Annotated in this window: 11 protein-coding genes and 1 other annotated feature; of the genes, 5 read left to right on the forward strand and 6 right to left on the reverse strand. The window is 48.6% G+C overall.

Annotated elements, in window-relative coordinates; genetic code table 11:
• Positions 1-191 precede the first annotated feature (191 nt).
• A complete protein-coding gene (locus tag FQV30_RS11685; RefSeq protein WP_106534341.1) occupies positions 192-413 on the forward strand; it encodes a DeoR family transcriptional regulator in 222 nt (73 codons plus the stop codon).
• Positions 414-454: 41 nt separating this feature from the next.
• Here FQV30_RS11685 and FQV30_RS11690 read toward each other — a convergent pair whose 3' ends face one another.
• Positions 455-1,168 carry a pseudouridine synthase gene (locus tag FQV30_RS11690; RefSeq protein ID WP_146500319.1) on the reverse strand — a complete coding sequence of 238 codons (714 nt, stop codon included), beginning with the start codon at positions 1,166-1,168 and terminating at the stop codon, positions 455-457.
• Positions 1,169-1,177: 9 nt separating this feature from the next.
• Positions 1,178-2,785: a putative polysaccharide biosynthesis protein gene (locus tag FQV30_RS11695; protein WP_146500320.1), complete on the reverse strand. Its 1,608-nt coding sequence runs from the start codon at positions 2,783-2,785 to the stop codon at positions 1,178-1,180.
• Between the two features lie 164 nt (positions 2,786-2,949).
• Between FQV30_RS11695 and FQV30_RS11700 the strand changes: the two genes are divergently transcribed.
• Positions 2,950-4,227 (forward strand): BaiN/RdsA family NAD(P)/FAD-dependent oxidoreductase, encoded by a 1,278-nt coding sequence (locus FQV30_RS11700; RefSeq protein ID WP_146500321.1) that lies wholly within the window; start codon positions 2,950-2,952, stop codon positions 4,225-4,227.
• Positions 4,228-4,280: 53 nt separating this feature from the next.
• Here the strand turns inward: FQV30_RS11700 and leuS are convergent, their stop codons facing one another.
• The 4 genes from leuS to FQV30_RS11720 form a co-directional block, all read right to left on the reverse strand.
• On the reverse strand, positions 4,281-6,692 hold the full coding sequence (leuS, locus tag FQV30_RS11705) for a leucine--tRNA ligase (RefSeq protein WP_146500322.1): 2,412 nt from the start codon (positions 6,690-6,692) through the stop codon (positions 4,281-4,283).
• A 131-nt stretch (positions 6,693-6,823) separates the two neighbouring features.
• Positions 6,824-7,031 (reverse strand) — a binding site (T-box leader).
• A gap of 45 nt (positions 7,032-7,076) precedes the next feature.
• Positions 7,077-7,733 carry a 3-oxoacid CoA-transferase subunit B gene (locus FQV30_RS11710; RefSeq protein ID WP_146500323.1) on the reverse strand — a complete coding sequence of 219 codons (657 nt, stop codon included), beginning with the start codon at positions 7,731-7,733 and terminating at the stop codon, positions 7,077-7,079.
• 18 nt (positions 7,734-7,751) lie between these two features.
• A complete protein-coding gene (locus tag FQV30_RS11715) occupies positions 7,752-8,444 on the reverse strand; it encodes a CoA transferase subunit A (RefSeq protein WP_146500324.1) in 693 nt (230 codons plus the stop codon).
• Between the two features lie 169 nt (positions 8,445-8,613).
• Positions 8,614-9,810, reverse strand: coding sequence for an MDR family MFS transporter (locus FQV30_RS11720; protein ID WP_146500325.1), 1,197 nt, complete (start codon positions 9,808-9,810; stop codon positions 8,614-8,616).
• A gap of 157 nt (positions 9,811-9,967) precedes the next feature.
• On the opposite strand from FQV30_RS11720, the gene mnmL reads away from it, so the two are divergent.
• The 3 genes from mnmL (at position 9,968) to FQV30_RS11735 (ending at position 13,142) form a co-directional block, all read left to right on the forward strand.
• Positions 9,968-10,921: a tRNA modification radical SAM protein MnmL/YtqA gene (gene mnmL, locus FQV30_RS11725; RefSeq protein ID WP_146500326.1), complete on the forward strand. Its 954-nt coding sequence runs from the start codon at positions 9,968-9,970 to the stop codon at positions 10,919-10,921.
• The gene (mnmM, locus tag FQV30_RS11730) at positions 10,918-11,484 is read left to right on the forward strand and encodes a tRNA 5-(aminomethyl)-2-thiouridylate-methyltransferase MnmM (protein WP_146500327.1); all 567 of its coding nucleotides are present in this window, start codon (positions 10,918-10,920) and stop codon (positions 11,482-11,484) included. Before mnmL ends, mnmM begins: the two co-directional genes overlap by 4 nt.
• 179 nt (positions 11,485-11,663) lie before the next feature.
• Positions 11,664-13,142 (forward strand): protein adenylyltransferase SelO, encoded by a 1,479-nt coding sequence (locus FQV30_RS11735; protein ID WP_146500328.1) that lies wholly within the window; start codon positions 11,664-11,666, stop codon positions 13,140-13,142.
• The last annotated feature ends 29 nt before the right edge of the window (positions 13,143-13,171 follow it).

Genomic DNA, 13,171 nt, shown 5'->3' on the forward strand with positions numbered 1-13,171 from the left:
AAGGAAAAAAGCGAAAATTATAGTAAACTAATTGTTTTTTCGATATAATCAAATTGTCAAATAAATTAATTTGACATATTTTTTAGAAAAAGGGGTTGTCGTTCTCATTACTTAGCCTGCTGTATAAACCTCAGCACATCGTCCGCTAGTCTTTGCCAATGGGAAAAAAGATGAAGGAGTGGTTTAACTTAATGAAACCTACCACTGATCGCATGCTCATCCGAATTAAAGATATGTATAAGTACATCCGTGATAACGGAACTGTAACTACGCAAGATTTAGTCGATGAATTCGGCATCACTCCTCGCACCATTCAAAGAGATTTGAATGTGTTAGCCTTTAACGATTTGGTGATTAGCCCAACTCGAGGCAAATGGACAACGACGCACAAAAAAGTGAAAGTGACAACCTGAATGGCTTTCTAAACAAAGAAAATGACCGCAAAAAACTGCGGTCATTTTCTTTGTTTTAACAATTCAACTTCCTCTACGGTCAAATGTCGATACTGTCCAAGTTTTAGCGCAGGATCCAGCGACAGTGGCCCCATCGATAGCCTCTTCAAATACTTTACTTCTTTGCCGACGCTTATGAACATCCGTTTGACTTGATGGAATTTGCCTTCTGTAATTGTCAGTTCGATTTCCGACACCGGGCCGCTTTTTAAAATTTTCAACTTCCCGGGTTTGGTCACATAGCCATCTTCGAGCGCAACGCCTTTTTCAAACGCTTTGACGTCATCGCTGGTCACTTGGCCGGCAATGACAGCAAAATACGTTTTTTCAACGTGCTTTTTCGGCGACAGCAATTCGTGGGCCAGCTGCCCGTCATTGGTGAGAAGCAAAAATCCTTCTGTGTCCTTGTCGAGCCGGCCGACTGGAAACGGTTGAAAGTGTTTTTCTTCTTCTTTCAGAAGATCAATGACCGTCCGGTCGTAATTGTCTTCTGTGGCTGAGACGACCCCTGCAGGCTTGTTCAGCAGAAGATAGATAAACTTCACATATTCCACCGCTTCACCATTCACTTCAACAGTGTCGCTTTGTTCGTCGACTTGCACTTTCGGATCCCGGACAACGATGCCGTTCACTTCCACCGCTTTGGATTTCAGCAAAACCTTCACTTCTTTTCGGGAACCGAATCCCATATTGGACAGAAATTTGTCGATTCGCATGCTCTCCTCCTAGAAACCGAATTTACGCGTATATTTGGTCAATCGTTCACCAAGCAGTTTTTGCGCGATGCCCGTTTTCAATCCGATAAAGCCGTAAACCGCTCCTCCTACTGCTCCGACTAACAGGATTCGAATGACCGAATGGAACTTGCTGTCCATTTGAAGAAACAGATCCAGCACCGATATAGCCGCAAACACAGCAGCTGCCATTGCAGCGTTCATCAGGAGGATCAATACGATTCTTCTTACTACTAAAGAAGAGCGGTAGTTTAGCGTTTTTGCGATAACTGCCAAGTTCATGCCGATAGCCGCTACATATCCGATGACTGTTGCAGCAATCGCCCCGTCTGTTTCAAACAATTTAATGAGCGGGATGTTCAAGGCCAGCTTCAGCAGCAGGCCGACCAGTAGATTCAAGATGATCCATTTCTGCTGGTTGATTCCTTGCAGAATGGAAGCTGTCACCGGGAACAGTGCGAACAAAATCGCCACCGGCAAATAATGCGCAAGAATCTCAGAACCGCTTGCGCTTGTTTCATAGAATACGTGGTAAAGCTCATCTGACAGCATCGTCATGCCGACCACTGCCGGCAAAGTCAAAAACAGCAACACTTGAAACGACTGGTCCAATGTCCGGGTCACTTGCAGATGTTCGTTTTTCGTGAAATATTTCGTGACAAGCGGGATCAATGCCATCGAGAAGCCGGTTGCCAGCATGACCGGAATCATCACCAGTTTATGGGCGGTAAAGTTGAGAATACTCAAGTAGGTGCTGGACTCTTCCGCATTCGGCGTCCCGCTCATTGCGTTGTTGAACGTCAGCATGTCGACAAATTGGAACAGCGGATTTGCGATGCCCAGAAACACGACCGGCACAGCGTAAACAAGAATTTCCTTGTACATGTCGCGTAAACGCACATCATACGATTCAACTGAATTTGCCCGGAGTTGGTTGTACTCCGGCTTTTTCTTGCGCCAGTAGTAGAACAGGACCAACACACCGCCGAGTGCCCCGATAGCAGCAGATAGAACTGCGACCTGTACAGCGGTTTTCGGAGTGCCGTCCAGGAAATTCAAGACGATGTAGGCGCCCGCAAGCAAGAAAATGATGCGGACGATCTGCTCGATCAACTGGGAAACCGCAGTCGGCATCATGAAGTTATAGCCTTGGAAAAATCCGCGCCACAAGCTCATGAACGGTACAACGATGAGCGCGAAACTGACCCACTGGATCACTTCTTTGACGTCCTGCACCGAGTGGGTTTTGTCATTCTCGTCTATTGTCATATGGGCAAGCGGTTCAGCAAAGAAATACAGCAGCAAAAAGGACACAAAACCGGTGGCCATCATCGTCAGCAATCCGGATTTTAACAGCCTCCGCCCGGTTTCATAGTCGCCGAGCGAATTGTACTTTGCTACAAACTTGGAAAAAGCGATCGGCGCTCCTGATATGGCGAGCGACAACATGAGGTTATAAGGTATGTACGCATATTGGTAAAGGCCGATATTTTCTTCTCCGACCATGCCGTAAAACGGAATAACATAAATAACTCCAAGAATCTTCGATAAAAATAAACCTAAAGTTAAAATGGCGGTTCCTTTGATGAGTGTTGACATTTTGCACTTCCTGACTTGTATAAAATAATCTGGCTAAGGGACACAGCATTTACTCTTCTAAAAAAACAATCTACACGATAGTTTACACCCATAGAAGAAATTACTCAACGTGTTTCGATGCATCGTGTATACTGAAAAGAAAAACGAAAGCGAGTTCTTATTTTATGTATGACGTAATTATTATCGGCGGGGGTCCTTCGGGGCTCATGGCTTCCATTGCTGCCGCTTCCAGGAACCAAAAGGTTTTGTTGGTCGAAAAAGGAAAAAAACTCGGAAAAAAACTGGTCATTTCGGGCGGCGGGCGCTGCAATGTCACCAACCGCCTTCCTCTTGACGAAATTGTGAAAAACATTCCAGGAAATGGCCGGTTTTTGCACAGCCCGTTTTCCGTTTTCAATAATGAAGATATCATCGCTTTCTTCGAAGGCCTCGGCGTAGCGCTGAAAGAAGAAGACCACGGCCGCATGTTCCCTGTTTCCGACCGGGCTCAAGATGTGGCGGATGCGATGTTCCGTGAAATGGAGCGCCTGAATGTCAAAGTCCTCCTTGATTCTCCGGTAAAAAAACTGCTGATGACCGATGAAAAAGTAACCGGTATCCGGCTGCATTCAGGCGAAGAGTTCACTGCCAAAGCGGTGGTAGTGGCGGTCGGCGGAAAAGCGGTTCCGCAGACGGGTTCGACCGGCGACGGGTATCCATGGGCAGAAAAAGCCGGCCACACCGTAACCGACTTGTATCCTACGGAAGTTCCTCTGCTGTCGAAAGAGCCATTTATCGTCAACCGCGAACTTCAAGGCTTGGCGCTTCGGGATGCGGCGGTATCGGTGCTCAACAAAAAAGGAAAAGCGCTTGTCACCCACCAAATGGATATGCTGTTCACCCATTTCGGCTTGAGCGGCCCAGCCATTCTGCGCTGCAGCCAATTCGTTGTGAAAGAAATGAAGAAAAATGGCGGTGCGCCTGTTGAAATCCGCATCAATTCCTTGCCGGATGAAAATGCCGAATCGGCGTTCCAAATGCTCCATAGAATGATGAAAGATGAACCGAAAAAAGCGGTGAAGAATGTCTGGAAAGGCATCGGCCAAGAACGCTGGCTGCTGTTCCTGTTCGAGCGGGCGGGCATCGATCCGCAAGCGATCGGAGCAGAACTCGCAAGCGACAAAGTCCGGACCTTGGCGGCTCAACTGACCGCGTTTTCCATGTTTGTCTACGGTACGCAGCCTATCGAAAAAGCGTTTGTCACAGGCGGCGGCGTATCGATCAAAGAAATCGAGCCGAAGACGATGGCATCCAAAAAGAAGGCAGGCCTTTATTTCTGCGGTGAAATCCTGGATATCCACGGCTATACCGGCGGCTATAACATCACATCCGCGTTGGTTACCGGCAATGTTGCCGGCCAAAGCGCTGCACGATTTGCAGCAGAATTTGTCCCAAACACATAACCGGCCAAAAAAACCGCCCTCCAGTACTAAGCTGGAGGGCGGTTTTTTTATTTTTATGCTACTACAATATTGATCAATTTCCCTGGAATCGCGATGACTTTGCGGATTTGTTTGCCTTCTGCCGCTTTTTGTACATGCTCGTCGGCAAGTGCCGCTGTTTCCAGTTCTTCTTTTGTGCTGGCTTTGGCAACAACCAGTTTCGTTTTTACTTTGCCATTCACTTGAACCACGATTTCAACTTCGTCCGAAACCAATTTCGATTCATCGAATGCCGGCCATGCTTCATAGGCGATGGTTCCGCTGTGGCCCAATTTTTCCCATAGTTCTTCCGCTACGTGAGGCGCGATCGGAGACAGGAGTTTCACAAAACCTTCAACATATTCCTGTGGAATCGAATCGGCTTTATAGCCTTCATTGATGAAGACCATCATTTGTGAAATAGCTGTATTGAAGCGAAGCGCTTCAAAGTCTTCCGTCACTTTCTTGACCGTCTGGTGGTAGACTTTTTCAAGTTTGCCGTCATTGGCTTCAACCACTTTCCCGCTCAATTGACCCTCTTCCACAAGCAAGCGCCATACACGGTCAAGGAAGCGGCGGGAACCGTCAAGGCCATTTGTCGACCAAGCGATCGACGCTTCAAGCGGCCCCATGAACATTTCATACATGCGAAGCGTATCTGCTCCGTGGCTTTCAATGATTTGGTCCGGATTCACGACATTGCCTTTGGATTTCGACATTTTCTCGTTGCCTTCCCCTAAAATCATTCCTTGGTTGAACAATTTTTGGAACGGTTCTTTTGTTGATACAACCCCTACATCGTAAAGCACCTTATGCCAGAAACGTGCGTACAACAAATGCAATACGGCATGTTCTGCTCCTCCGATATAGACATCTACCGGCAGCCAGCGCTTCAGAAGTTCCGGATCTGCAAGCATTTCATCGTTTGTCGGATCGATAAACCGCAAATAATACCAGCAGCTGCCTGCCCATTGCGGCATAGTGTTCGTTTCACGTCGGCCCCTCAAGCCTGTTTCCGGATGGACGACATTGACCCAGTCCTCGATATTGGCAAGCGGCGATTCGCCGGTTCCGCTCGGTTTGATATCGGTGGTCACCGGAAGCGTCAACGGCAAGTCTTTTTCGTCTACAGCCGTCATTGTGCCATCTTCCCAGTGGATGATTGGAATCGGTTCGCCCCAATAGCGCTGGCGGCTGAATAGCCAGTCGCGCAAGCGGTACGTGATTTTCTTTTCCCCTACGCCATGTTCTTCAAGCCATGCAATCGCCTTGGCGATCGCTTCTTTTTTGTTCAGCCCGTTCAAGAAATCGGAATTGATCAATTCCCCGTCGCCTGCATAGGCTTCGGTTTCGATGCTGCCGCCTGAAACGACTTCAACGATAGGCAAATCGAATTGCTTAGCAAATTCATAGTCGCGCTCATCGTGCGCCGGAACTGCCATGATGGCGCCAGTGCCGTAAGTTGCAAGAACATAATCCGCAATCCAGATAGGCATTTTTTCGCCGCTTACTGGATTGACCGCATAAGCTCCTGTGAAGACTCCGGATTTGGTCTTCGCCAAATCGGTCCGCTCCAAATCGCTTTTCGTTTTCACATCATCAATATAAGCTTCTACCGCGGCTTTTTGTTCTTCGGTCGTGATATCTGCCACCAATTTGTGTTCCGGCGCCAATACTGCATAAGTGGCGCCGAAAATAGTGTCCGGACGTGTTGTGAACGCGCGGAAAGAATGTCCATTTCCATCCACTTGGAATTCAAGTTCCGCCCCTTCGGACTTCCCGATCCAGTTGCGCTGCATGTCTTTCAGGCTTTCCGGCCAGTCCAGTTCATCCAGATCTTCAAGCAAGCGGTCTGCATATTCGGTGATGCGCAGCACCCATTGTCGCATCGGACGGCGCTCGACCGGATGGCCGCCGCGCTCGGACAATCCATCGACCACTTCTTCGTTGGCAAGCACTGTTCCAAGAGCCGGGCACCAGTTCACTGCCACTTCGTCCACATAAGCGAGGCCTTTGTTGTATAGCTGAATGAAAATCCACTGCGTCCATTTATAATATGCCGGGTCCGTCGTATTGATTTCCCGGTCCCAATCATATGAGAATCCAAGCTCCTGGATTTGGCGCTTGAATGTCGCGATATTTTTTGCAGTGAATTCAGCCGGATCATTCCCTGTATCAAGTGCGTATTGTTCAGCAGGAAGGCCGAATGCATCCCAGCCCATCGGGTGAAGGACGTTATAGCCCTGCATGCGTTTCATGCGGCTCAAAATATCTGTTGCTGTATAGCCTTCCGGATGCCCCACGTGAAGGCCGGCCCCTGACGGATATGGGAACATATCAAGAGCGTAGAATTTCTCTTTGGACTCGTCGTTGTCCATTTTGAACGTTTTGTTGTCGGCCCAATATTTCTGCCATTTCTTTTCAACTTCTTTGTGCTTGAATGTCATGTCCAGTTCCTCCTTATTAAAAAGCGGAAACGGCCAATAGGCCGGTGTTGCTTGTCGAACCCAGCTTCCCCCGCTCTAGAAAGCTCGGCATTGATAGCAGAACAAATAAAAACTCCCGTCCCTTAAATAAAATAAGGGACGGGAGTTTTCCCGCGGTACCACCCAAATTAGCGATTGCTCGCTCAACTTGACTCCTTAACGCGGAAAACGGTGTATCTTACTTGGTTTCACATACACTGACTCCAAGGCGAGTTCGATTGCACTTTTCACCGGCTCGCACCAACCGCCGGCTCTCTTGGGGAAAAAAAGCAATCTACTGATCCTCTTCGCTGTCATTTGCTATTGTTATATATTTTAGACGAAGCACCGTTTTTTAGCAATAGTTTAAGATACTTTAACCTTATCCGTGTTTAATGGCGCACCTGTCGAATCGATGATGTCCTGGACGCTGTACCCTTCAAACACTTCGGTCAGCACCAAACCGTTTTCCGTCACTTCGATCACGGCGCGTTCGGTAATGATTTTGTCGACTACGCCCTTGCCCGTCAGCGGCAAATCACATTGTTTCTTGATTTTCGCGGAGCCGTCCTTCGAGACATGGTCCATGATGACGATGACTTTTTTTGCCCCGTGGACAAGATCCATCGCGCCGCCCATCCCCTTAATCATTTTCCCGGGAATCATCCAGTTGGCCAGGTCGCCATTTTCCGACACTTCCATACCGCCTAAAATCGCCACGTCGATATGGCCGCCGCGGATCATGGCAAACGATTCGGCGCTTGTGAAAAAGGCAGAGCCCGGAATCGTCGAAACCGTTTCTTTTCCGGCATTGATCAAATCCGGATCCACTTCATCTTCTGTCGGATATGGCCCGATGCCAAGAAGGCCGTTTTCAGATTGCAGCACAACACTTTTGTTTTCTGAGATGAAATTGGCGACAAGGGTCGGCATTCCGATTCCTAAATTGACGTAATCGCCGTCTTTGATTTCTTTTTCCGCACGCTTTGCTATCTGTTCCCTTACTCTTTTTTTGTCATCCACGAAATTCCACACCCTTTCTTAGACGGTTCGAGTCGTTAAGCGTTCAATTCGTTTTTCCTGTTTTGCTTGCAAAAGCCCTTGCACATAAATGCTTGGTGTATGGACATGGTTCGGATCGATATCACCGGTTTCCACAATTTCCTCCACTTCAGCAATCGTCACTTTGCCTGCCGCAGCAGCCAAGGGATTGAAATTTTGTGCCGTTTTATTGTAGACAAGGTTGCCCATTTTATCCGCCTTGGCAGCGCGCACTAGTGCAAAATCCGCTTTCAGCGCATGCTCAAGCACATATTCCTTGCCATCAAATTCACGGATTTCTTTTCCTTCCGCTATGGTCGTCCCTACTCCGGCCGGCGTAAAGAAAGCCGGAATTCCAGCTCCGCCGGCACGCATTTTTTCTGCCAGGGTCCCTTGCGGAGTCAATTCAACTTCAATCTCGCCAGACAGCACTTGGCGTTCGAACTCTTTGTTCTCGCCAACATATGAACCGATCATTTTTTTAATTTGTTTGTTTTTCAACAGCAACCCAAGACCCCAATCATCCACACCGCAGTTGTTCGATATGACAGTCAGATCAGTCACCCCTTTGTCCACCAGCGCCAAAATCAATTGTTCCGGGATCCCTACCAAACCGAACCCGCCAACCATGATCGTCGCACCACTCTGTATTTGCTCTACTGCTTCCCGAGCAGATCCATAAATCGGTTTCACCCAAAGCTCCCCTTTCAAAATCCACTGGATTGACCCATTTCGATAAAGCGCTTTCATACTCAATTTAAGCAAACTCTCCATTAAAAGGCAATCCGGAAAACGGAGGCAACCAAGTCAAACGCTTCATACAAATAAAACCGGCTGCCTTCTCCGGGCTGCCGGTCTTTTTTCACTCCATGTTATTCTCCTGAAGCTGTTCTTTGATTTCCTTTTTCAATGGATAGTCGTAAAGAAGCGAAGTTGCAATGGAGACGCTGACCAATAATGTGATGACCCCAAAGAGCGCCGGCATGCCATATAAATCCACCATCAAACCGCCAAAAAATGGACCGATCATGCGGCCGCTTGTCGCTACGCTATTGACAATTCCTTGGTAGAACCCTTCTCGCCCTTTCGGCGCCAATTGATTGGCAAGCGCCGGCACAGCAGGCCAGACAAACATTTCGCCGACGGTCAAAATGACCATCGCAATCACGAACATGCTGAACTCTTCCGCAAATGCGACTACTACATATGAAACCATCATGATCACGATGCCGATCACCAGTTGGCGTTTGATATTGTCTTCGATGCGCCTGATAATGGGCTGGATGAACGGCTGACCCAAGACAATCAATAAACCGTTGACTGTCCAAAGGAGACTATATTGCGGAAGGGTGATTCCGATTTCCTGTGTATACGCGGAAATTGTGGATTGCCACTGGACATAGCCGATCCAGCATAGCAAATACCCTATTGACACTATCATCAGCGCATAAAAAGGTGCAGCTTTACGGATTTTCTTTTTCTCATTAAAAACCGATGTATGGCTCATCGGCGAAATGGACAACGACCGGAATCCAAAGAAAGCAATCAAAAAGAAAAGAATGTACATGCCCAAGTTTGCTGCAAAAATATAATCAAAACTGTAAGCGGCCAAAAATCCTGCGAGTGCGGGGCCGATTGCGACGCCGACATTTTGCGCCAGGTAAATGGCATTGAACGCCTTCCTTCCACCTTCCGGCCAGACAGTCCCGACCATTGCATACATGCTTGGAAACACAATTCCCCCGCTGAAGCCGATAATGGTATACAAAACGGCAAATTGCATAAAATCGTGCCAAACCGTCAGGCCAGCGAGCGCAAGTGTGGTCACGATGATGCCGCCCATGATAGAACGATAGCCGCCAATTCTGTCAAAGAGCAATCCGCCAAGCAGATTGCCGATAATAGCCGCTCCGGCATTCACCATTAACACCAGCCCGGCAACCGATAAAGATTTCCCTAAATAATCATGCATATATATAGTAGTTAACGGCCATAGAAAGGAATTCCCCGTCACGTTTACGAGCATTCCGATTATCAACAGCCAGACGCGTTTAGGCATTCCAGTCTTCCTTTCATCCTCAATTCCAAAAGCCATTGTATTCTTTTTGAAGCTTCTCGGCAAGAGGAATATTTCGGATTCCGTAAAAACAGATTTTTCTGGCGTTGAAGCGCATTTTTACTGCATGCTACAATAAAACCAAGAGGAGTTGTTTTATATGGAAAATGCATTGCCCTTTTCTTCAGATGGCAAACGCTACTATACATGGAACCGCCATTTGCGCGATCATTTCGGCTTCAAGGTGATGAAAATCGCGCTTGACGCCGGTTTTGACTGCCCGAATCGCGATGGAACGGTTGCACACGGGGGCTGTACATTCTGCAGTGTTGCCGGATCAGGGGATTTTGCCGGCAATCGGGTCGATCCGATTCCGGTCCAGTTTGAAAAAATCAAATCAAAGATGCACCAAAAATGGAAAGACGGCAAATACATGGCCTATTTCCAAGCCTATACGAATACACATGCACCGCTGGAAGTTATCAAGAAAAAATTCGAAGCGGCATTGGAACAGGAAAACGTTGTCGGTTTGAGCATCGCCACGCGGCCGGATTGCCTGCCTGAGGATGTTGTCGATTACTTGGCGGAACTCAACGAACGCACATATCTTTGGGTCGAACTGGGACTCCAGACCGTCCATGAACGGACAGCGCTGCTAGTCAACCGGGCCCATGATTTCCCGTCCTATGTCGAAGGAGTCAACAAACTCCGCAGCCGCGGCATCCGGGTTTGCACCCATATCATCAACGGCTTGCCGCTTGAGGATCGTGACATGATGATGGAGACCGCACGTGAAGTTGCGAAACTCGATGTCCAAGGCATCAAGATCCATTTGCTGCATTTGTTGAAAGGGACGCCGATGGTCAAGCAGTATGAAAAAGGAATGGTGGAGTTTCTGGAAAAGCAGGAATACATCAATCTTGTAGCTGATCAACTGGAAGTGCTGCCGCCCCAAATGGTTGTCCAGCGCATTACAGGGGACGGTCCGATCGATTTGATGATTGGGCCGATGTGGAGCGTCAACAAATGGGACGTGCTGAATGGCATTGATGCTGAGCTTGTGCGCCGGGACAGCTGGCAAGGAAGACTATTTGCCGGGAGCGTGACATCATGAGTTTGCAGCGCGTTCTGCCCTTCACCAAAAGTCTGCTGGAACAAGCTGTGGCAAATGGCGACCGGGTTATTGATGCAACTGCCGGCAATGGCCACGACACTTTTTTTCTTGCCCAACTGACCGGTCCCACCGGCAAAGTCTTCGCATTTGATATTCAGCAAGAAGCGATCCAAGCGACGAAAAGCCGCGTGGAAGCATTCCATCACGTCCAGCTGATCCATGACAGCCATGCGAAAATCAGTGATTATGTGGTTTCCCCTATTTCGGCTGCGGTCTTCAATCTCGGTTATCTGCCTAAAGGCGACCATAGCATCATCACCAAATCCCAAAGCACCATTACCGCGATGGAACAATGCCTGGAACTGCTCCAGCCGAATGGTTTGCTGCTGGTTGTCATTTACAGCGGGCATGAAGGCGGAAGCGAAGAACGAGATGCCGTCATGGAATATGTCCGTACGCTGCCTCAAACGGATTTTGACGTTTTGCAGTATGGCTTTATCAACCAGCGCCACTCCCCGCCATTTCTTGTTGCAGTCGAAAAAAAGCGCAAGAAAGTTTTATAGCAAGAAGGGCAAGTGCCATTTTCTCGGCATCTGCCCTTTTTTCGCATCTGTTTTCAGCAGCATTTCACGGGTTATCGGGCTTTACCTTCCTGCCAAAAGGGTATACAGATTAAGAAACAACAAAGCAGATGTTTTTCGGTCCATAACATACAAAGCCAAAAAAGAAGAAGGGGATTCCCATGACAAAAAAAATCGATAAAACCGATATTGGATGGAACTTAGAGAATAGTTATACCAGCCTTCCTGATAAATTTTATACAACCATGGAACCAAATCCTGTCCCTTCACCAAAATTGGACATTCTCAACCATTCATTGGCAAGTGCTTTGGGATTGAATGCTGAGGCGCTTGAAAGTGAAGACGGCGTGGCCGTGCTCGCAGGCAATCGAATTCCAGAAGGCGGCAAGCCGCTTGCTGAAGCATATGCCGGACACCAATTCGGGTATTTGACAATGCTCGGAGATGGGCGCGCTTTGCTGCTCGGCGAACAAATTACGCCGGATGGGCAGCGCTTTGATATCCAATTGAAAGGTTCAGGGAGAACCGTCTACTCGCGCGGCGGCGATGGCCGGGCTGCTCTGGGCCCGATGCTGCGCGAATACATCATCAGTGAAGCGATGCATGCACTCGGCATCCCGACAACCCGCAGCCTTGCAGTCGCCGCCACTGGCGAAACAATTCGCCGTGAAGCCGGCTTTCTGCCTGGAGCTGTATTGACCCGCATAGCCGCCAGCCACTTGCGTGTCGGCACTTTTCAGTATGCAGCAGGTGCAGGATCGATAGAAGATGTCCAGGCTTTGGCCGATTACACCTTGCAGCGCCACTTTCCGGAAATCGGCCTGGACGATCCGGACCGTTACCTGAAACTGTTCCAAGAGGCGGCAAGCCGCCAAGCTTCATTGATCGCCAAATGGCAGCTCGTCGGCTTTATCCACGGTGTCATGAACACAGACAATATGGCGATCAGCGGTGAAACAATCGACTATGGCCCGTGCGCTTTTATGGATGTTTATCATCCGAAGACGGTATTCAGTTCGATTGATGCACAAGGCCGCTATGCATATAACAACCAACCCCTCATAGGAGGTTGGAATTTGGCACGCTTTGTCGAGACCTTATTGCCTCTTTTGCACGATGATCAGGAAGAAGCTGTCGCAATAGCCCAAGCCCAGCTAAAAATTTATTCGGATCAGTTCCATGAAAATTGGCATGCGGGCATGCGCTCCAAACTTGGCTTGTTCAACAAAGAAGCGGAAGATGAAACTTTGATTGATGATTTATTGGAGTTGATGCAAGAGCATGAGGCAGATTACACCAATACATTCGCGGCCCTGACTTTCGGAAAACTTGATGGGGCAGAAATGTTCGGGACATCAGGTTTCATCGGCTGGCATGACCGCTGGCAAGAAAGGCTCAGCCGCCAGCACCAGTCAAAAGAAGAGGTGCAAGAATTGATGCGCAATAATAATCCAGCAGTCATCCCGCGGAACCACCGGGTTGAAGCCGCGCTTGAAGCGGCCGCCAATGGAGATTTCAGTGTCCTTGAACGCTTGCTCGCTGTTCTTGCAGACCCGTTTGCGCACTCCCCTGAACAAGCGGAATATGCTGCGCCGCCAGACTCGGAAAGCGGTTCCTATCGAACTTTCTGCGGCACATGAAACAACAGCAAACATAAAAACGTCAGGAG

Source organism: Planomicrobium sp. CPCC 101110, from assembly GCF_007859395.1.
GTDB lineage: Bacteria > Bacillota > Bacilli > Bacillales_A > Planococcaceae > Planococcus.

Coding starts and splice junctions, on each gene's coding strand:
- FQV30_RS11685 (WP_106534341.1), top strand. CDS start 192: ATGAAACCTACCACTGATCGCATGCTCATCCGAATTAAAGATATGTAT.
- FQV30_RS11690 (WP_146500319.1), bottom strand. CDS start 1,168: ATGCGAATCGACAAATTTCTGTCCAATATGGGATTCGGTTCCCGAAAA.
- FQV30_RS11695 (WP_146500320.1), bottom strand. CDS start 2,785: ATGTCAACACTCATCAAAGGAACCGCCATTTTAACTTTAGGTTTATTT.
- FQV30_RS11700 (WP_146500321.1), top strand. CDS start 2,950: ATGTATGACGTAATTATTATCGGCGGGGGTCCTTCGGGGCTCATGGCT.
- leuS (WP_146500322.1), bottom strand. CDS start 6,692: ATGACATTCAAGCACAAAGAAGTTGAAAAGAAATGGCAGAAATATTGG.
- FQV30_RS11720 (WP_146500325.1), bottom strand. CDS start 9,810: ATGCCTAAACGCGTCTGGCTGTTGATAATCGGAATGCTCGTAAACGTG.
- mnmL (WP_146500326.1), top strand. CDS start 9,968: ATGGAAAATGCATTGCCCTTTTCTTCAGATGGCAAACGCTACTATACA.
- mnmM (WP_146500327.1), top strand. CDS start 10,918: ATGAGTTTGCAGCGCGTTCTGCCCTTCACCAAAAGTCTGCTGGAACAA.
- FQV30_RS11735 (WP_146500328.1), top strand. CDS start 11,664: ATGACAAAAAAAATCGATAAAACCGATATTGGATGGAACTTAGAGAAT.